We start from the raw sequence: 17,998 nt of genomic DNA, 5'->3' as shown, positions 1-17,998 counted from the left end.
CTCCGGTAGGATCGCTTACTTCAGCTTGATCTCGCGCAGGCGCTCTTCCAGGAAGCCGTGGGCGGTGATCGGCTCCGGGTAGCGGCTCGGGTTTTCCGGGGTGATGCAGGTCGGCAGCACGTCGATCAGGAAATCCGGGTTCGGGTGCAGGAAGAACGGCACCGAATAACGCGGCTGGCGCGCCTGCTCGCCCGGGGGATTGACCACGCGGTGGATCGTCGAGGGATACACATGGTTGGTCAGGCGCTGCAGCATGTCGCCGATGTTGACCACGATGGTGTCCGCATCCGAGGTGAACGGCACCCACTTGCCCTCGTGCGACTGCACTTCCAGGCCGGCGGCGCTGGCGCCGACCAGCAGCGTGATGAAGTTGATGTCGCCATGGGCACCGGCGCGCACGTTCGGGATGTTCTCCGCGGTGATCGGCGGGTAGTGGATCGGACGCAGGATCGAGTTGCCGTTGTTGGTCTTGTCGGCGAAGAAATCCTCCGGCAGGCCAATGTGCAGGGCCAGCGCCGACAGGACGCGCGAACCCAGCGTGTCCAGCGCCTGGTAGATGGCGTAGCCGCGTTCACGGAAGTCCGGGACCTCGCTCGGCCACAGGTTCGGGGCCATCACGTCACGGTACTTGGAGTCGTCCGGGATCTCACGACCGATGTGCCAGAACTCCTTCAGATCGAAGTGCTGCGAACCCTTGGCGGTCTCCACGCCGAAGGCGGTGTAGCCGCGCGCGCCGCCGCTGCCGGGCACGTGGTACTGGCGCTTGGTCTCTTCCGGCAGCGCGAAGAAGGCCTTGAATACCTCATACGCGGCGTCGATGTCGGCCTGCGGAATGCCGTGGTTGCGGATGCCAGCAAAGCCCCATTCGCGGTAGGCCGCACCCAGCTCGGCCACGAACGCGTCGCGGTCGGTGTCAAAACGGGTGATATCGAGGGTGGGGATCTGGCTCACAGCGATTCCTGCTTGTTCATGGTGGTCGGTGGGCCAGCTGTGGCCCGGCTGAACATTGTGCCAGATCGGGCCAACCCCGCCACCGATACATTGATACAAACCGATACAATGCGCGCGCCCAGACGGCCAGAACGGGCTAACGGCGACGCTCACGCGCCGCCCCTTTTACTCCCAGCGTCGCCCGGTCCGCCTCATGGATGCCCTGCCCTCCCCTCATCGCCGACGGCGTTGCGCTGGCTCACGCCGGCAGGGCCCAGCGTGTGGCCGATGGACCCGCATGACCTTCCACCCACGGCACCGCACAGCGCATGGGATGCGCTGGCGCGATCCCGCAGGCAATGACGATGGCCGCCCGCGCATGCCACGGGCGCTTTTCCACACATGGACTGTCCACCGATGAACGTGCCACTGAAAATTCTCCATACCGAGGCTGCCAAGGGATTTGGCGGGCAGGAGATCTACATCTATCGCCACATGCTGGCCATGCGCGAGCGCGGCCATGACGTCTCCCTGCTCTGCCAGCCCGGCGCCCGCCTGGGCGAGATGGCGCGCGAAGCCGGCTTTACCGTCCACGCGCTGAAAATGGGCGGCCTGCTGCGCATGCTGCGGGGGATCTGGTCAGTCTCGCGCCTGGTGCGCCGCCAAGGCTACGACGTGGTCAACACCACCAGCCGCCGCGACAGCCTGATCGCCGCTGCCGGCGCACGCCTGGGCGGCACGCCACTGGTGGTGCGCTCGCGCCACCTGATGAGCCCGATCAACTCGCTGCTGACCTACACCGGCCTGCCCCACCGGGTGATGACGGTGAGCAGTTTCGTGAAGAAGCTGATGGTCAGCCGCGGCATCGAGGACGCGCACGTCGGCATCGTCCCGCCGATCGCAGTACCGCCGCAGTGGTCGCAGATCGCCAAGCGCGATCCTTGGCAGTGCCTGCAGGACACCCGCGCGGACGTGCGCGCGGAGCTGGGCTTCAACGACGAACAGATCGTGGTCGGCTGCGTCGCGGTGCTGCGCGAGCCCAAGGGCCACCTGGAACTGCTGCAGGCCATGGCGCCGCTGTGCCGCGCCGATGCGCGCGTGCAGCTGGTGATCGTCGGCGACGGCCAGCCGGTGATGGACCGCCTGATCGCCCTGCGCGAGCAGCTCGGCATCGCCGCCCAGGTGCACTTGCTGGGCTACCGCCAGGGCGCTTGCCGGCTGATGACCGGTTTCGATATCTTCGCTCTCGCTACCCACAAGGAGGCAGCCGGCACGGTGTTTCTCGAAGCTGCGTACGTCGGCGTGCCGATCGTCGCCACGCGCGTGGGCGGCGTGCCGGAGATGGTGGTGGAAGGCAGCAACGCCCTGCTCGCGCCGCTGGGCGATCAGGCTGCGTTGACCAACGCACTGCGCACCCTGATCGAGCAGCCTGACCGCCGCCAGCAGATGGGCCTGGCGGGCTGGGAGTGGATGCGCAGCGCCCACCGTTTCACCCCGACCGGTCACACTGAAGCGACCGAACACTATTACCACCAGTGGTTGAAGGAACTGGGCCATGGCCAACGCTAGATCCGTCCCGGTGCTGATGCACCACCATGTCTCCCCCTCTCCGGGGATGATCACGGTGTCGCCGGAGAACTTCGAAAGCCAGATCGCCTGGCTGGCGGCCAACGGCTGGACCTCGCTGACGCTGGACCAGTACGCCGGCTTCCTCGCTGGCAAGCCGACCCCCGCCAAGTCGATCGTGATCACCTTCGATGACGGCTACCTGGACAACTGGGTGTACGCGCACCCGATCCTGGCCAAGTACGGCATGCACGCGGTCGTGTTCGTGGTCACCGGCTGGATGGGCGAAGGCGATGTCCGCCCGCATGCCGGCCAGGCCGGCGCCACCCTGCCCGCAACGCCGGACCATCGCGCCTGCGAGGCGGCGATCCTGCGCGAGAACCGCCCGGACGAGGTGATGATGCGCTGGAGCGAAGCGCGCGCGATGATCGCCGCCGGCACGTTCGAGGTGCACTGCCATACCCACACGCACACGCGCTGGCTCAAGCAGGATATCTCCCGCGAGCACAAGCGCCAGGGCATCAGCGGCGACCTCTCGGTGGCACGCGAAGTGCTGCAGCAGCAGCTGGGAACGGTCTCGGACACGCTGTGCTGGCCGTACGGCGATTTCGACGAGGACTACGTGCAGATCGCACGGGCGCAGGGCTTCAACTACCTGCATACCACGCATCCGTTCGGCCGCAACGTGGTCGGCGGCGATCCGGGGCACATCTATCGGTTCGCGATCCGCAACCGGCCGGCGAGCTGGCTGCGCAAGCGCATCGCCTACAGTTACCACCCGTTGATCGCACCCCTGTTCAATCGCTTCAAGGCGAAGAAAAAGAAGATGGTGGCGGGGCCGTAACGCGCCACCGCGCTGCAACGAAAACGCCCCGGTCTCCCGGGGCGTTTTCAGTTTCCGGCATCCTGCCCGGCTCAGGCCGCGGCAGCTGCCTTCACCGCTGCCGAAAGGCTGTCCAGCGTGGACTGCATCAGCTCTGCGCTGTCTGCCTCGACGGTGACGCGCACCACCGGCTCGGTGCCCGAGGGGCGCAGGAACGCACGCCCACGCCCTTTCACTGCCTGCTGCGCAGCCGCCAGCGCGGCCTGCACGCTCTCGGCCTGCACGGTCGCCTTGGCCGCGCCCTGCAGACGCACGTTGACGGTCTTCTGCGGCACCTTGTTGAGCACCGACAGCACCTGGCGCAGCGAGGTCCCGTCACGGCGCAGCACTTCCAGCACCTGCAGCGCGCTGACGATCGCATCACCGGTGGTGGCGCGATCCAGGCACAACAGGTGACCGGAGGCTTCGCCGCCGAGCACGCCATTGTTTTCCACCAGGGCCTGATGCACGTAGCGGTCGCCGACGTTGCTGCGCTGGAACGGGATGTTCAGCCGTTCCAGTGCCTGCTCCAGGCCGAAGTTGGTCATCAGCGTACCGACCACCGGGCCATGCAGTCGCCCACTGCGCTGCCAGGCCTGGGCCAGCACGAACAGCAGGTCATCGCCATCGACCGGATTGCCCTGGTCATCGGCCATCAGCACGCGGTCGCCATCGCCGTCGAAGGCGATACCGAAATCGGCCCCAACCTCACGCACTTTCGCCGCGAGATTGTCGATGTGCATCGAGCCGACGCCATCGTTGATGTTCAGGCCGTTGGGCGCATCGCCGATGCTGATCACCACCGCGCCCATCTCGCGGAACAGCAGCGGGGCGACGTGGTACGTAGCACCGTGCGCGCAGTCGAGCACGATCTTCAGCCCGCGCAGATCGAACCCGCGCGGCACGCTGGCCTTGCAGAATTCGATATAGCGGCCAACCGCATCGCGGGCACGCATGGCCTTGCCCAGCCGCTCGGACTCGACCGTGGTGAACGGCGCATCGAGCGCGGCTTCCAGCGCCAGCTCGGTGGCGTCATCGAGCTTCTCGCCATCGGCGGAGAAGAACTTGATGCCGTTGTCGTAGTGCGGGTTGTGCGAGGCGCTGATGACGATACCCGCATCCGCACCGAGGGTGCGGGTGAGGAAGGCTACCGCCGGCGTCGGCATCGGGCCGAGCAGCTGCACATCGGCGCCGGCGGCGACCAGCCCGGCTTCCAATGCGGCTTCGAACATGTAGCCGGAGATACGGGTGTCCTTGCCGATCACCACCACCGGGCGGTGCCCGTTGCGCTCGGTCAGCGCACGCCCGAGCGCATTGCCCAGGCGCAGCACGAAATCGGCGGAGATGACGCCCTCACCGACCTTGCCGCGGATGCCGTCGGTGCCGAAATACTTGCGCGACGCCATCAGGCCGCCGCATCCGGTGCGGGTGCGGGCTGACGCGCCAGCATGGCCAGGATCTCCGACAGGCGGTCACGCATCTCGCGGCGGTCGCAGATCTGATCGATCGCACCGTGCTCGAGCAGGAACTCCGAGCGCTGGAACCCTTCCGGCAGCTTTTCGCGCACGGTCTGCTCGATCACGCGCGGGCCGGCGAAACCGATCAGTGCCTGCGGCTCGGCGATGTTGATATCACCCAGCATCGCGAACGAGGCCGACACGCCACCGGTGGTCGGATGGGTCAGCACCGAGATGTACGGCAGCCCGGCATCGCGCAGGCGACCCAGCGCGGCCGAGGTCTTGGCCATCTGCATCAGCGAGAACAGGCCTTCCTGCATGCGCGCGCCGCCACTGGCGGAGAAGCACACGTAGGGCACGCCGATCTCCAGCGCCTTTTCCGCAGCCAGCGAGAAACGCTCACCGACCACCGAGCCCATCGAGCCGCCCATGAAGGCGAAATCGAAGGCCGAGGCAACCAGCGGGCGGCCCTTCATCAGGCCCTGCATGGCGATCAGTGCGTCGTACTCGCCGGTGTTCTTCTGCGAGGCCTTGATGCGCTCGCTGTACTTTTTCTGGTCCTTGAACTTGAGCAGGTCCGTCGGTCCCAGGCGCGCACCGATCTCGGTGGTGCTGTCCGCATCGAACAGCGCGGCCAGGCGCGCACGCGCGCGGATGGCCATGTGATGGCCACACTTGGGGCAGACTTCCAGGTTCTCTTCCAGCTCAGGACGGTAGAGCGCGCTGCCGCAGCTGCTGCACTTCTCCCACAGGCCCTCGGGGACGCTGCGCTTCTTGCTGGGGACGTTGTCGGTGCGGATGCCAGACGGCATCAACTTGCTGAGCCAACTCATGCGGGATGCTACTTCCGTTCAGGGCGGCCCGGGGGCCGCAAAGGCGGACAGTCTAGCTCACCGTTTCCATGCTCGGGCACCCCCCGGCGGTTGCCGGGGGGCTGACGTAAACCATTCTGGTACGTACGTTTACGTGCTTCAGGCGGCGTCGAGGGCGCGTCGCAGCGGCGTGAGGAATGCCTGCGCGGTTGCTGCCGCAGCCGTGGCGTCGGGCGCCTCACCCAGCGCAGCCACCAGCGCACTGCCTACCACCACGCCATCGGCCTCCACGGCCATGGCCGCGGCACTGGCCGCATCCTTGATCCCGAAGCCGGCCACCACCGGCACGCTGGAGCGGCTGCGCAGGTCGCGCAGGCGGGCACTGGCCGCACTGCTGTCCAGGCGTTCGGACGCGCCGGTCACGCCGGCGAAGCTGACGTAATACAGGTAGCCCTGGGCCATCGCGGACAGCGTATCCAGGCGGGTATCGGCGGTCGTCGGCGAAGCCAGCAGGATCAGCGCCAGGCCGGCCGCGGTGAAGATCTCGCGGGTTTCTGCCGCTTCTTCCGGCGGCAGATCGACCAGCAGGATGCCATCCACGCCGGCGGCAATGGCGGACTGCGCGAAGCGGGCCGTGCCGTGGATCTCGACCGGGTTGAGGTAGCCCATCAGCACCACCGGGGTAGTGGCGTCGTCCTTGCGGAACGCGGCGACGGTCTCCAGCACATAGCGCAGCCCTGCCCCACGGGCCAGCGCACGCTCGGAGCTGCGCTGGATGGTCGGGCCGTCGGCCATCGGGTCGGAGAACGGCACCCCGAGCTCGATCACGTCCGCACCGGCGGCGGCCAGTGCATGCATCACCGGCACGGTAGCCTCCAGGCCCGGATCGCCGGCGGTGATGAAGGGGATCAGCGCCTTGCGGCGCTCATCGCGCAGGCGGGCAAAACAGGCATCGATACGGTCCACGGACATCTCAGGCACATCCTTCAATCAGTTCAACGGCGCCACTGGCGCCCCAGTACAGCTTCGATATCACCCCGTCGAAGATCTCCAGCCGGATCGCCAGATCCGAACCGGGGTCCTGCCAGGTCAGGTACTCGCCCGTTTCCGGGTCATAGGCATGCGGTGCGCGCGTACTGCCGGGCGGCAGACGCTTGAGCGCTTCATCCAGCGTCATGCCCAGGCGCAGCCCGAACGGCCCCGGCTGGGTGATGGCCTCGTAGGATTCCTCGATCGGGGCCAGCTCGAAGCGCTGCACGTGGTCATCCTCGACCATCATCGAGACGCCTTCGGGCAGGTTGCCACGCTCGTAGTACTCGCAGGCGCCGCTGGGCTCGCCTTCGCTCAGGCCGGCCGAATGCCACGGGCCATCGGCGGCGAGCTCGGTGAAGCGCTGCCCGATCACCACATCGCCGGCATGATCCAGCGCGACCGAGACTACCGACGGCGCAGCGTCATCCACAACGGGCGCATCGGCAGCCTTGGGCGGTTCCGGCGCGTCCTCGATCGGGCGGTTGGCAATGTCATCGTCATTGCTCGCCAGCTGCCGCGCCGGCGCCACCGCGCCCACAGGCGCGGCAGGGGCCGGCAACACCGGCGGATCCGGCGGCGCGCAGCCGGTCAGGCCGACCACCATCAGCAGCGCACTTCCCTGGCGCAGCAGCGGATTCACAGAACGAGACCCTCGCGGGCAGCGATGGTGTGCACGTCTTTGTCGCCACGGCCGGACAGGTTGCACAGCACCAGCTTGTCGCGCGGCAGATCGCGCGCGATCTTGATCGCCTGGGCCACCGCATGGCTGGATTCCAGCGCGGCCAGGATGCCTTCGCTGTGGGCCAACTGGTGGAACGCAGCCAGCGCTTCGTCATCGGTGATACCGACATACTCGGCGCGGCCGGCATCGGCCAGGAACGCATGCTCCGGGCCGACGCCCGGATAATCCAGGCCGGCCGAGACCGAATGGGTTTCGGTGATCTGGCCGTCGTCGTCGCAGATCACATAGGTGCGGTTGCCGTGCAGCACGCCCGGGCGACCGGCCGCGATGGAGGCAGCATGGCGCCCGGTCTCGATGCCGTCGCCGGCGGCTTCGGCGCCGACGATGCGCACGTCGCGGTCGTTGAGGAAGGCATGGAACAGACCGATTGCGTTGCTGCCACCACCGACGCAGGCGGTGATCGCATCGGGCAGGCGGCCGTAGTCGGTCAGCATCTGCGCGCGCGCTTCACGGCCGACGATCGCGTTGAAGTCACGCACCATGCGCGGGTACGGGTCCGGGCCGGCGACGGTGCCGATGATGTAGAAGGTGTCGCGCACGTTGGTGACCCAGTCGCGCATCGCTTCGTTGAGTGCATCCTTGAGCGTGGCCGAGCCGGAGGTGACCGGCACCACCGTCGCCCCGAGCAGCTTCATGCGGTAGACGTTGATCTTCTGCCGTTCGATGTCGGTGGCACCCATGTACACCACGCATTCCAGGCCCAGCCGGGCGGCCACGGTGGCACTGGCCACGCCGTGCTGGCCGGCGCCGGTCTCGGCGATGATGCGCGTCTTGCCCATCCGCGCGGCGAGCAACGCCTGGCCGATGGTGTTGTTGATCTTGTGCGCACCGGTGTGGTTCAGGTCCTCGCGCTTGAGCAGGATCTGCGCGCCGCCGACCTGCTGGCTGAGGCGCTCGGCGTGATAGATCGGGCTGGGACGGCCCACATAGTGGGTCAGGTCCTTGTCGTAGGCGGCGATGAAGGCCGGATCGCGACGCGCTTGGTCATAGGCGGCCGCCAGCTCCTGCAACGGTCCGATCAGGGTCTCGGCGACGAAACTCCCGCCATAGCGGCCGAAATGGCCGTTGGCATCGGGGTAGGCGTGGAAATCGACGATGGGGGAGACGGGGGAAGCAGACATAGCGCGACAGCCGGTGGAGACAGGCTGCCAATTTAACGCACCTGTCATGACAGGAATATCGATAATATCTGCCACGACCTGTCAGGAAAACTCACATGACCGACGGACCGTTGCCCCCGCTCAATGCCCTGCGCAGCTTTGAAGCGGCCGCGCGGCTGGGCGGGGTTGGCCGTGCCGCCGAGGCACTGCATGTCACCCATGGCGCGATCAGCCGCCAACTGCGCCTGCTGGAGGAACACCTCGGCGTCGTGCTGTTCCAGCGCGAAGGGCGTGGGCTGCGCCTGACCCGCGCCGGCGAGGATCTGCAGGCCGCCTGCGAAGGCGCGTTCGAGCAGATCCGCGAGGCGGTGGTGGCGCTCAAGCGCCAACAGCGGCCCGAAGCGTTGGTGCTCGGCTGCAGCGGCAGCATCCTGGCGCGCTGGATGATTCCCCGCCTGCAGGCGCTGCAGACCGCCCTGCCCCAGCTGCCGCTGCATTGGTCCGCCCAGGACGGGAGCTTCACCGCCGGGCAACAGGGCCTGGATGCGGTCCTGCTGCTCGCCCAGCCGCCGTGGCCCCGTGGCTGGCAGGTGCGCGAGCTGGCGCCGGAGCGGGTGGGCGTGGTGGTGAGTCCGCAGCACCCGGCCGCCGCGCGGCTGGCGCATCAGCCGCCCCCCTCCTTGTTGGGCGAATCGCTGTTGCATACGACCTCACGCCCGCAGGCGTGGCCGGCCTGGGCCCTGTCGCATGGGCTGGAGCCGGCACAGCTGCAGCTGGGCAGTGGCTTCGAGCATCTGTATTACCTGCTGGAAGCGGCGGTCGCCGGACTGGGCGTGGCGATCGCGCCAGAACCGCTCGTGGCCGATGAGCTGGCCGCCGGCCGGCTGCTGGCACCCTGGGGATTCGGCGCGACCGGGGGGTTTTGGGTGCTGGCCACGCCGGAGGGGGCGGCGGATCCGCGGGTGGATGCGCTGGCCGGGTGGCTGCAGGAGCAGCTGAAGGGGTGAGTGCGCGGGTGTATCAGGCTGCCGGCCAACGGCCGGCACTACCGGGTGCTGGGTGCCAGGCCCAGGGTGGGCGGATCAATCCGCTTCGTGGCAATCGGCGCGGCGCACTTCTTCGACGAACTTGCGCATCTTGTAGCCGTCCTTGATGCCCGGTTCGGATTCGATGCCACTGGACACATCCACACCCCACGGCAGCGTGGCCACGATCGCGTCGAACACGTTGTCCGGGGTGATCCCGCCGGCCAGCAGGAAGGGCCGGTGCAGGCCGGTCGGCAGGCGGGTCCAGTCGAAGGCCACGCCCGTGCCACCGCCGCCACCGGGGGCGTGGCTGTCGAACAGGAAGCCGGCCGCGCTGGGGTAGCGCAACTGCAGCTGGCGGGCGTTGACCTCGTCCTTGCCCCCCATCGCCACGGCCTTCAGGTACGGCATGTTGAAGCTGCGGCAGAACGATTCGTCTTCGTCGCCGTGGAACTGCAGCAGGGTCGGCCGCACAGTGCGCAGCACTTCGCGCACCTCTTCCTTGGTGTTGTCGCGGAACAGGGCCACCACGTCCACCATCGGTGCGATCGCCTGGCGCATGGCGCGCGCCTCGGCCGGGGCGACCCGGCGCTTGCTCTCGCGGGCGAAGATGAAGCCGACGGCGTCCACGCCGAGCTCGCCGGCCAGGCGCACATCGCCGGCACGGGTCATGCCGCAGAACTTGATACGGGTGCGGTAGAAGGAGCGGCTCATAAGGTGACCTCGGCAGGCAGCTGCCAGTTGTCGGGGTACAGGGGACCAACGAAGACCAATCCCTGCGGCGGAGCGGTCGGGCCGGCCACGGTGCGGTCGCGCCCGGCCAGCAGTTGCCCCATCCACGCGACCGGCTGCTCACCACAACCGACCAGGATCAATGAACCGACGATATTGCGCACCATGTGATGAAGGAATGCATTGGCCTGAACGGCGACCTCCACGACCTCGCCCTGACGGGTCACCGAGAGCGACTGCATGTGCCGGCGCGCGTGCAGGGCCTCGCACTGCACGCTGCGGAAGGCGCTGAAGTCGTTCTCACCCAACAGGGCCTGCCCGGCCGCGTGCATCAGCTCGGCATCCAGCGGCCTGCGCTCCCAGCTCAGGGTCTGCCGATAGAGTGCCGGGCGGACCTGGCGGTTGAGCAGACGGTAGCGGTAGCGGCGCGCGCGCGCGGCGAAGCGCGCATGGAACTCGTCGGCCACCGGTACGCACCAGCGCACAGCGATGGAGCGCGGCAGGCGCGTGGTGGTGCCCAGCATCCAGCTGCGCGGATCACGCACGACATCGGTATCGAAATGCACGACCTGGCATTCACCGTGCACCCCGGCATCGGTACGCCCCGCACACACGACCTGGATCGGCGCATTGGCCACCGAGGACAGCGCATCCTGCAGGCTGGCCTGCACGCTTGGGCAGCCGCTCTCACCGAGCTGCTGCCAGCCTTTGAATTCGCTGCCGTCGTATTCCACGCCCAGTGCGTAGCGCATGGTGAACCTCAATGGTTTGGGGGGGCCGGCGCAGGCGCCGGGTAGTGCATCAGACGGCGTCGCGCTCGGACCATACGGCCAGCTCGTTGCCGCCGGGCTCCACGAACTGGAAGCGGCTGCCACCGGGGAAGGCGAACACCGGTTTGATGATCTGCCCGCCCTGGGCCAGCACGGCCTCGAGCATGGGCTGCAGATCATCGGCGTAGATCACCAGCAATGGCGCGCCGCCAGCGGAGGCCGTCTGCGGCTCAGCGCGGAAGAAGCCGCCCTGGAAACGGCCATCGTCGAAGGCGGTGTAGTCCGGGCCGTAATCCACGAACGACCAGCCGAACACCTGCTCGAAGAAGTGGCGGCTGGCGGCGGGATCGCGCGAGGCGAACTCGACATAGTCCAGGCGCCGTTCGCGGGCGGCCAGCGGGCGGGCGTCGCTCATCCCAGTCGCGCCAGCAGTTCGCGCGCCTCGGCCTGGCTGTGCGGGTCGGCGCCGACGGCCACTTCGTGCAGCAGGGTCCGCGCGGTCTCGGCATCGCCGAGGTCCAGGTAGGCGATGGCCAGTTCCAGTCGATCACGACCGGGGCTGCCGATGGGCGCGGTGGGCGCGTTGTCGGCGACCGAGTCGGCACTATCGAGGGTGACGTCATGGCCGGCAGTCACCGGCTCAGCGTCGGCCGCGAGGGTGTCATCGCTTTCGACTGCTGGACGTTCGGCAGTGGCCGTTTCATCGGGGAATTCGAACACGCCGCGGAACGACGGCTGCGCGGCAGCTTCCAGCGCATGCGCTGGCGGCTCGATCAGCGGCGTCGGCTCGCGGAACAGCGCATCGTCTACGTTCACATGCTGAGCGTCGGCCTCGATGCTGTACGCAGACGCCGCCGTCGCCTCTACCTCGGGCAACACCGGCGCTTCGTCCGTCGCGGTAGCACTCCAGCGAGGATCGTCGAGGGCATCGTGCGGCTCGGCGTCGTGCGGGGAAGGCGCGAGCGGGAAGACTGGCTCGCGGCGCAGCCCGGCGTAGACGTCGGCCTCTGCAATGGTCTCTTCGTCGGGCACGCGCTGCGCGTCCTCCTGCTGCGCGGCCAGTTCGTCCACATAGTCGGCTGCGGGGACGGCCGCGGCCAATGCCGCGCCATCGAGCCCATCGCGCGACAGCGGCGGCAGCGGCGATGGCTTGCGGCGGCGTACCAGCGCCCATCCACCGACCACCAGCAGCAGCACGACCAGGCCCAACCAGTACCAGCCACCGCCGGCGCTGTCACGCGTGCCGGGTGCCTGCTCCAGGCGCTGTTGCGCAGCGGCCAGATCGTTGTCCTTCATCGTGATCAGGGATTGCTGCTGGGCCTTGAGCTTTTCCAGCTCGGCCACGCGTTCGCGCAGTTCCTGGATCTCGGCATCGCGCGTGGCGACGTCTTCCTTGGCCTGTCGCAGTTGTTCGTTACCCAGCATGTCGCCCTCGGTGCCGGCAGCGGTGCCGGTGGTTGTGCCTGCGGTGGTGCCGGCGGCGGCGACGGCCGGCGCGATTTCCAGGCGTGCGCCCTGGCCAGCAGCGGTCGGTGCGGCCGGGGCCGGAGACGGCGCGGCGGCCCCCCCGCTGTCGGCGGGCTGCGGGATCGCCGCGCGCGACTGCCGCCATTGCGCGGTGTGCTCGCGCACAATCGCCGCAGCCTGTTGTGCATCGATCTGGGCAAGCCCATCGGCGCCCGGCGTGCGCAGCACCGCACCCTGCTTGAGCAGGTTCACGTTGCCACGGATGAAGGCCTCGGGGTTGGCCCGCAGCAGCGCGATCATCGCCTGGTCGCGGTTGATGCCCTGCTCGCGCGCCAGCGGACCGGCGATCTGCGAGAGCGTCTGTCCGCGCTGGACGGTGACGCTACCATCGGCGGCGACGGGCGCGGCCGGGGCGGCCTGTGCAGCCCTCGGCGCGGCCGGCCGGGGTGCGGCGGCGGGTTCAGCACGGCGCGGCGGCGCAGCGACGGCTGCCGCCTCCGGCGCAGGCTCACGGATGATGGCGTTGGACATCGCGCCCGCCGGGGCGACGATCTCCGGCTCGGCCACGGCGGCGGCGCTGTTGGGCGCATCCACCAGGGCGGAATACTCACGGACCAGACGGCCCTGCCCCCAATCGGCTTCGATCAGGAAATTCAACGCGGGCGTCGCCACGGGCGCATGACTGCTGACGCGCACCACGGCGCGGCCCTGCGCATTGCGGGTCAACTCAAACTGCAACTCGCTGACCAGTCCGGACGGCGGTTCCAGCCCGACCCGGGCGAAGGTCGCTGGCGAGGCCAGCGCAACGCGGAGGTTTTCCAGCTCGGACGGATCGGCGGAAATGACCGGGATTTCGGCCAGCAAGGGTTGGCCCGGTTTGGACAGCACCCGGATATCGCCCAGGCCCAGGGCCATGGCGGAACTGCTGGCCAGGGCCAGCAGCAGCGTCGACACATACTTGAGCGGACGCACTGCGCCCGGAGCCCGGTTCTTCATGGCGGCCAATATAACGGCTCCCCCCGTGATCGGCGATGTTTCAATGCGGGCGGTCGGCGGCATCCCCATGCCGCCGACCACGACGCGATCAGCCTTCGGCGGCGACCAGTTCGGCCAACTGCACGGCATTGAGGGCAGCGCCCTTGCGGATGTTGTCCGAGACGATCCACAGGTTCAGGCCACGCGGGTGCGACAGATCCTCGCGGATGCGGCCGACGTACACCGCATCGGTGCCCGACGCGTGAGTGACCGGGGTCGGATAACCACCCGCTTCATGCTTGTCGACCACTTCCACGCCCGGCGAACGTGACAACAGCTCACGCGCGGCATCCGGGGTGACCTTGTCGCGGGTTTCGATGGTGACCGCTTCGGAGTGGCCATAGAACACCGGCACGCGCACGGCGGTCGGGTTCACCAGGATGCTGTCATCGCCGAGGATCTTGCGGGTTTCCCAGACCAGCTTCATTTCTTCCTTGGTGAAGCCGTTGTCCAGGAAATCATCGATGTGCGGGATCAGGTTGAACGCGATCTGCACCGGGAAGCGCTGCGGATCGATTTCCTGGAAGCTGAGCAGCTGGCCGGTCTGCTTGCCGAGTTCTTCCAGCGCCGAGCGACCGCCGCCGGACACCGACTGGTAGGTGGCCACGTTGATGCGCTCGATGCCGTACTGGCGGTGCAGCGGCGCCAGTGCGACCAGCATCTGCATGGTCGAGCAGTTCGGGTTGGCGATGATGCCGCGCGGGCGGTTCTTCAGCGCCTCCGGGTTCACTTCGGAGACGACCAGCGGGACGTCATCGTCGTAACGGAAGGCCGAAGAGTTGTCGATCACCACCGCACCGGCGGCGGCGAACTTGGGGCCGAACTCCTTGGAGACGCTGCCACCGGCGGAGAACAGCGCAATGTCCACGCCGTTCGGATCGAAGGTGCTCAGGTCCTGGACCTTGATCTTCTCACCCTGGTACTCGATCTCGCCACCGGCCGAACGCGAGGACGCGAGCAGGCTCAGCGTGGCGATCGGGAAGTTGCGCTCAGCCAGGATGGCCAGCATGGTTTCGCCGACAGCACCGGTGGCACCGACGACGGCGACGTGGAAACGACGATCTGGATTGCTCATGAAAACCTCTGTTGGGTGTACCGACCCGTGGCCGATACGTAACGTGCGTTGGGGATGTGTACCGACCAACGATCGGTACCTGCCGTGCCTTGGAGATATGTGCCGACCATCGGTCGGTACCTACCGGTTCGGGAACCTCGCCTGTTGGCCAGCGCGGTTCCCTATCGTTTTGCGTCGTCGATTTTTTTGCCGCCCACGGTCGCGCCGCCGGTTTTCACGGCAGCGACAGCGTCGGCGTTGATCGCGCTCGGCGGGTGGCCGGCATCCGGGCCCTGCCCCAGTGCGGCGGTCAGGTTGTCCACGGCCAGCTGCACCATCGCCCGGCGGGTGGCCTGGCTGGCGCTGCCGATATGCGGGGTCAGCACGATGTTGTGCAGGGCGAGCAGTTCCGGGCGCACCGTCGGCTCGCCTTCGAACACATCCAGCCCGGCGGCGGCCAGGCGCCCGTTGGCCAGTGCATCGGCGAGCGCCAGCTCATCCACGATGCCGCCGCGGGCGATGTTGATCAGCGTGGCGGTCGGCTTCATCTTTGCCAGCGCATCGGCATCGATGATGTGGTGCGAGGCGGCGTTGTACGGCAGCACGAGCACGAGGTGATCGGCCTGCGCCAGCAGGGTATCCAGGTCCACATACTGCGCGCCGACCTCGGCCTCGGTGGCCTCGGGCAGCCGCGAACGGTTGTGGTACAGCACGCGCATGCCGAAGCCGTGCGCACCGCGACGGGCGATGCCCTGGCCGATGCGGCCCATGCCGAGGATGCCCAGCGTGCTGCCGTGGATGTCCGCACCGAGCATGGTCTGGAACGACCACTGCCCCCACTGCCCGTCACGCAGCCAGCGCTCGGATTCGGTGATGCGGCGGGCGGTGGCCATCAGCAGCGCAAAGCCGAGATCGGCCGTGGTTTCGGTCAGGACATCCGGGGTGTTGCTGGCCAGGATGCCGGCGGCGCTGAGCGCGTCGATATCCAGGTTGTTGTAGCCCACACCGACGTTGGCGATCGCGCGCAGCTGGGGCGCGTTGGCGATCTCGGCTGCACCGATGCGTTCGTTGAGGGTGATCAGCGCGCCGTCGACGTGGGCCAGCTGTTCGGCCAGTATCTGCGGCGTATAGCGGGTGACGTCGCCGGTCATGGTCAGGTCGAAATGCTGCCCGAGCTGTTCGACGACATCGTCGAACAGGGGCTGGCTGACCCAGACCTTGGGGCGCCGATCAGCCATCGATCGTGCCCGGGATGCGCGGGGTGATCTGGCCGACATCACCGCACTGGGCGCGGTGGCGCAGCGCCTGGTCCATCAGCACCAGGGCCATCATCGCCTCGGCGATCGGGGTGGCACGGATGCCCACGCACGGATCGTGACGGCCGGTGGTGATCACCTCGACCGAGGCACCGGTGGCGTCCACCGTGGCACCGGGCAGGCGCAGGCTGGAGGTCGGCTTGAGCACGATCGAGGCAGTGACCTGCTGGCCGGTGGAGATGCCACCGAGGATGCCGCCGGCATGGTTGCTGGCAAACCCCTGCGGGGTGAGCAGGTCACGGTGTTCGGTGCCCTTCTGCGCGGCACTGGCAAAGCCATCGCCGATCTCCACGCCCTTCACCGCGTTGATGCTCATCAGCGCGGCCGCCAGATCGCCATCGAGCTTGCCGTAGATCGGCTCGCCCCAGCCCGGCGGTACGCCGTCAGCCACCACGTTGACGCGCGCACCGACCGAATCACCGGACTTGCGCAGCGCATCCATGTAGCTCTCCAGCGCAGGCACCTGATCGGCGACCGGCCAGAAGAACGGATTGTCTTCCACCGCCGACCAGTCGAACCCGGTCGGGATGATCTCGCCCAGCTGCGAGAGATAACCACGCACGGTGACGCCATGCCGCTGCAGCAGCCACTTCTTGGCGATGACACCGGCGGCGACGCGCATGGTGGTTTCGCGCGCGGAAGAACGACCACCACCGCGCGGATCGCGGATGCCGTACTTCTGCCAGTAGCTGTAGTCGGCATGGCCCGGGCGGAACTGCTGGGCAATGTTGGTGTAATCCTTGCTGCGCTGATCCGTGTTGCGGATCAGCAGCCCGATCGGGGTGCCGGTGGTGCGGCCCTCGTACACCCCGGAGAGGATCTCGATCTCATCCGCTTCACGCCGCGCGGAGGTGTGCCGGCTCTTGCCGGTGGCCCGCCGCTGCAGATCATGGGCGAATTCGTCGGCGCTGATCTCCAGCCCCGGCGGACAGCCGTCCACCACGCAGCCGATCGCCGGACCGTGCGATTCGCCGAAGGTGGTAACGGTCAGCAGTTTGCCGAAGCTGTTGGAACTCACGGCCGCTGCGCTGCCAGTTCGGTGATGCGGGCGCTGTGCGCGATCAGTTCGCGGCACTCCACGGCGAAGATGCCCATCTGGCCGACCTTGAACTCGACCCAGCGGAAATCCACTTCGGGCAGCAGCTTGTACAGGTGCTGCTCGGACTCGCCCACTTCACAGATCAGCAGACCATCCTCGCTCAGGTGCAGCGGGGCGTCGCGCAGGATCTTCAGCACCAGGTCCAGGCCGTCGTCGCCGGCACGCAGGCCCATCTCCGGCTCGTAGGCATATTCCCGCGGCAGGGCATCGGTCTCGTCGTTGGTGACGTACGGGGGATTGGTGACGATCAGGTCGTAGTGACGGCCGGTCAGGCCGTTGAACAGGTCGGACTTGAGCAGGGTGACGTTCTGCGTCTGCAGACGTTCCTTGTTCTCTTCGGCCAGCGAGAGTGCTTCGTCGCTGAGGTCGACGCCATCCACCTCCCAGTTCGGGTAGTAGTGGCCCATGGCGATGGCGATGCAGCCCGAGCCGGTGCACAGGTCGAGGGCGCGATGGACATCGCGGCCGGCCAGCCACGGCTCGAAGCCGCATTCGATCAGTTCGGCGATCGGGGAGCGCGGCACCAGGGCGCGGGTGTCGCTCTTGAAGCTCAGGCCGGCGAACCAGGCCTCACCGGTGAGGTAGGCAGCCGGGATGCGCTCGTCGATGCGGCGCTGGAACAGCTCCAGCACGCGGACTTTTTCGTCCTGCAGCAGGCGCGCCTGGCCGTAGGCGGGGCCGAGGTCATGCGGGAGGTGCAAGCTGTGCAGGACGAGCTGGGTGGCTTCGTCCAGGGCGTTGTCGTAGCTGTGCCCGAAGGTCAGCCCGGCGGCGTTGAAACGGCTGGTGCCGTAGCGGATCAGGTCGATGATCGTGTGGAGTTCGGCGGCCGTTTCGGCGGTCATGGCGGGGCAACAGGCAATGTGGCCCCCGATTATAGGCGCTGGGGCGGGCCGGGGCATCCGTTGCAGTCGAAACGAGCCAGGGCCACGGCCACGGCCACGGCGAGGATCAAGACAGAAGCCAATGCGGCGGTTGACAGTCCGTGGGCTGGCGTGG

At 67.9% G+C, this 17,998-nt stretch carries 17 protein-coding genes; 3 read left to right on the top strand and 14 right to left on the bottom strand.

Annotated elements, in window-relative coordinates; all coding sequences use genetic code 11:
* Positions 1-15 precede the first annotated feature (15 nt).
* Positions 16-951 (bottom strand): isopenicillin N synthase family dioxygenase, encoded by a 936-nt coding sequence (locus tag ACW6W5_RS17100; RefSeq protein ID WP_152154493.1) that lies wholly within the window; start codon positions 949-951, stop codon positions 16-18.
* 396 nt (positions 952-1,347) lie between these two features.
* On the opposite strand from ACW6W5_RS17100, the gene ACW6W5_RS17095 reads away from it, so the two are divergent.
* Together ACW6W5_RS17095 and ACW6W5_RS17090 are read left to right on the top strand one after the other, a co-directional pair.
* Positions 1,348-2,499 (top strand): glycosyltransferase family 4 protein, encoded by a 1,152-nt coding sequence (locus ACW6W5_RS17095; protein WP_121038436.1) that lies wholly within the window; start codon positions 1,348-1,350, stop codon positions 2,497-2,499.
* Positions 2,486-3,340 (top strand): polysaccharide deacetylase family protein, encoded by an 855-nt coding sequence (locus ACW6W5_RS17090; RefSeq protein ID WP_152154496.1) that lies wholly within the window; start codon positions 2,486-2,488, stop codon positions 3,338-3,340. The genes ACW6W5_RS17095 and ACW6W5_RS17090 overlap by 14 nt, the downstream gene beginning before the upstream one ends.
* A gap of 71 nt (positions 3,341-3,411) precedes the next feature.
* Here ACW6W5_RS17090 and glmM read toward each other — a convergent pair whose 3' ends face one another.
* The 5 genes from glmM to trpB form a co-directional block, all read right to left on the bottom strand.
* On the bottom strand, positions 3,412-4,764 hold the full coding sequence (gene glmM, locus ACW6W5_RS17085) for a phosphoglucosamine mutase (RefSeq protein WP_152154498.1): 1,353 nt from the start codon (positions 4,762-4,764) through the stop codon (positions 3,412-3,414).
* Positions 4,764-5,648 (bottom strand): acetyl-CoA carboxylase, carboxyltransferase subunit beta, encoded by an 885-nt coding sequence (accD, locus tag ACW6W5_RS17080; protein WP_152154500.1) that lies wholly within the window; start codon positions 5,646-5,648, stop codon positions 4,764-4,766. Before accD ends, glmM begins: the two co-directional genes overlap by 1 nt.
* 138 nt (positions 5,649-5,786) lie before the next feature.
* On the bottom strand, positions 5,787-6,599 hold the full coding sequence (gene trpA, locus ACW6W5_RS17075) for a tryptophan synthase subunit alpha (RefSeq protein ID WP_152154502.1): 813 nt from the start codon (positions 6,597-6,599) through the stop codon (positions 5,787-5,789).
* Between the two features lies 1 nt (position 6,600).
* Positions 6,601-7,299: a hypothetical protein gene (locus ACW6W5_RS17070; RefSeq protein ID WP_121038447.1), complete on the bottom strand. Its 699-nt coding sequence runs from the start codon at positions 7,297-7,299 to the stop codon at positions 6,601-6,603.
* Complete coding sequence (gene trpB, locus ACW6W5_RS17065) at positions 7,296-8,522, bottom strand: tryptophan synthase subunit beta (protein ID WP_121038450.1); 1,227 nt, start codon at positions 8,520-8,522, stop codon at positions 7,296-7,298. Before trpB ends, ACW6W5_RS17070 begins: the two co-directional genes overlap by 4 nt.
* A 95-nt stretch (positions 8,523-8,617) precedes the next feature.
* Between trpB and ACW6W5_RS17060 the strand changes: the two genes are divergently transcribed.
* Positions 8,618-9,508 carry a LysR family transcriptional regulator gene (locus ACW6W5_RS17060; protein ID WP_152154504.1) on the top strand — a complete coding sequence of 297 codons (891 nt, stop codon included), beginning with the start codon at positions 8,618-8,620 and terminating at the stop codon, positions 9,506-9,508.
* A gap of 75 nt (positions 9,509-9,583) precedes the next feature.
* Here ACW6W5_RS17060 and ACW6W5_RS17055 read toward each other — a convergent pair whose 3' ends face one another.
* From ACW6W5_RS17055 to prmB, 8 genes are all read right to left on the bottom strand, one after another.
* Positions 9,584-10,240, bottom strand: coding sequence for a phosphoribosylanthranilate isomerase (locus tag ACW6W5_RS17055; RefSeq protein ID WP_088433287.1), 657 nt, complete (start codon positions 10,238-10,240; stop codon positions 9,584-9,586).
* Positions 10,237-11,010 carry a tRNA pseudouridine(38-40) synthase TruA gene (gene truA, locus ACW6W5_RS17050; RefSeq protein ID WP_121038456.1) on the bottom strand — a complete coding sequence of 258 codons (774 nt, stop codon included), beginning with the start codon at positions 11,008-11,010 and terminating at the stop codon, positions 10,237-10,239. Before truA ends, ACW6W5_RS17055 begins: the two co-directional genes overlap by 4 nt.
* A 49-nt stretch (positions 11,011-11,059) precedes the next feature.
* Complete coding sequence (locus ACW6W5_RS17045) at positions 11,060-11,443, bottom strand: VOC family protein (protein WP_121038459.1); 384 nt, start codon at positions 11,441-11,443, stop codon at positions 11,060-11,062.
* Entirely contained in the window at positions 11,440-13,491 is a 2,052-nt protein-coding gene (locus tag ACW6W5_RS17040; RefSeq protein ID WP_152154506.1) for a FimV/HubP family polar landmark protein, read from the bottom strand. The genes ACW6W5_RS17045 and ACW6W5_RS17040 overlap by 4 nt, the downstream gene beginning before the upstream one ends.
* Positions 13,492-13,579: 88 nt before the next feature.
* The gene (locus ACW6W5_RS17035) at positions 13,580-14,605 is read right to left on the bottom strand and encodes an aspartate-semialdehyde dehydrogenase (RefSeq protein WP_152154508.1); all 1,026 of its coding nucleotides are present in this window, start codon (positions 14,603-14,605) and stop codon (positions 13,580-13,582) included.
* Between the two features lie 161 nt (positions 14,606-14,766).
* Positions 14,767-15,822, bottom strand: a complete 1,056-nt coding sequence (locus tag ACW6W5_RS17030) for a 2-hydroxyacid dehydrogenase (RefSeq protein WP_152154509.1) — start codon at positions 15,820-15,822, stop codon at positions 14,767-14,769.
* Positions 15,815-16,918 carry a chorismate synthase gene (gene aroC, locus ACW6W5_RS17025; protein ID WP_152154511.1) on the bottom strand — a complete coding sequence of 368 codons (1,104 nt, stop codon included), beginning with the start codon at positions 16,916-16,918 and terminating at the stop codon, positions 15,815-15,817. Before aroC ends, ACW6W5_RS17030 begins: the two co-directional genes overlap by 8 nt.
* A complete protein-coding gene (gene prmB / locus ACW6W5_RS17020; RefSeq protein WP_152154513.1) occupies positions 16,915-17,844 on the bottom strand; it encodes a 50S ribosomal protein L3 N(5)-glutamine methyltransferase in 930 nt (309 codons plus the stop codon). Before prmB ends, aroC begins: the two co-directional genes overlap by 4 nt.
* Positions 17,845-17,998 lie beyond the last annotated feature (154 nt).

The organism is Stenotrophomonas sp. IS26 (genome assembly GCF_054188265.1).
Note: the sequence above shows the minus strand (reverse complement) of the source record. Positions and strands in the feature narration are given on the sequence as shown.

What these genes read in the sequence shown, in the direction of transcription:
- ACW6W5_RS17095 (WP_121038436.1), top strand. Translation starts at nt 1,348, where the DNA reads ATGAACGTGCCACTGAAAATTCTCCATACCGAGGCTGCCAAGGGATTT.
- ACW6W5_RS17090 (WP_152154496.1), top strand. Translation starts at nt 2,486, where the DNA reads ATGGCCAACGCTAGATCCGTCCCGGTGCTGATGCACCACCATGTCTCC.
- glmM (WP_152154498.1), bottom strand. Translation starts at nt 4,764, where the DNA reads ATGGCGTCGCGCAAGTATTTCGGCACCGACGGCATCCGCGGCAAGGTC.
- accD (WP_152154500.1), bottom strand. Translation starts at nt 5,648, where the DNA reads ATGAGTTGGCTCAGCAAGTTGATGCCGTCTGGCATCCGCACCGACAAC.
- trpA (WP_152154502.1), bottom strand. Translation starts at nt 6,599, where the DNA reads ATGTCCGTGGACCGTATCGATGCCTGTTTTGCCCGCCTGCGCGATGAG.
- trpB (WP_121038450.1), bottom strand. Translation starts at nt 8,522, where the DNA reads ATGTCTGCTTCCCCCGTCTCCCCCATCGTCGATTTCCACGCCTACCCC.
- ACW6W5_RS17060 (WP_152154504.1), top strand. Translation starts at nt 8,618, where the DNA reads ATGACCGACGGACCGTTGCCCCCGCTCAATGCCCTGCGCAGCTTTGAA.
- ACW6W5_RS17055 (WP_088433287.1), bottom strand. Translation starts at nt 10,240, where the DNA reads ATGAGCCGCTCCTTCTACCGCACCCGTATCAAGTTCTGCGGCATGACC.
- truA (WP_121038456.1), bottom strand. Translation starts at nt 11,010, where the DNA reads ATGCGCTACGCACTGGGCGTGGAATACGACGGCAGCGAATTCAAAGGC.
- ACW6W5_RS17045 (WP_121038459.1), bottom strand. Translation starts at nt 11,443, where the DNA reads ATGAGCGACGCCCGCCCGCTGGCCGCCCGCGAACGGCGCCTGGACTAT.
- ACW6W5_RS17040 (WP_152154506.1), bottom strand. Translation starts at nt 13,491, where the DNA reads ATGAAGAACCGGGCTCCGGGCGCAGTGCGTCCGCTCAAGTATGTGTCG.
- ACW6W5_RS17035 (WP_152154508.1), bottom strand. Translation starts at nt 14,605, where the DNA reads ATGAGCAATCCAGATCGTCGTTTCCACGTCGCCGTCGTCGGTGCCACC.
- ACW6W5_RS17030 (WP_152154509.1), bottom strand. Translation starts at nt 15,822, where the DNA reads ATGGCTGATCGGCGCCCCAAGGTCTGGGTCAGCCAGCCCCTGTTCGAC.
- prmB (WP_152154513.1), bottom strand. Translation starts at nt 17,844, where the DNA reads ATGACCGCCGAAACGGCCGCCGAACTCCACACGATCATCGACCTGATC.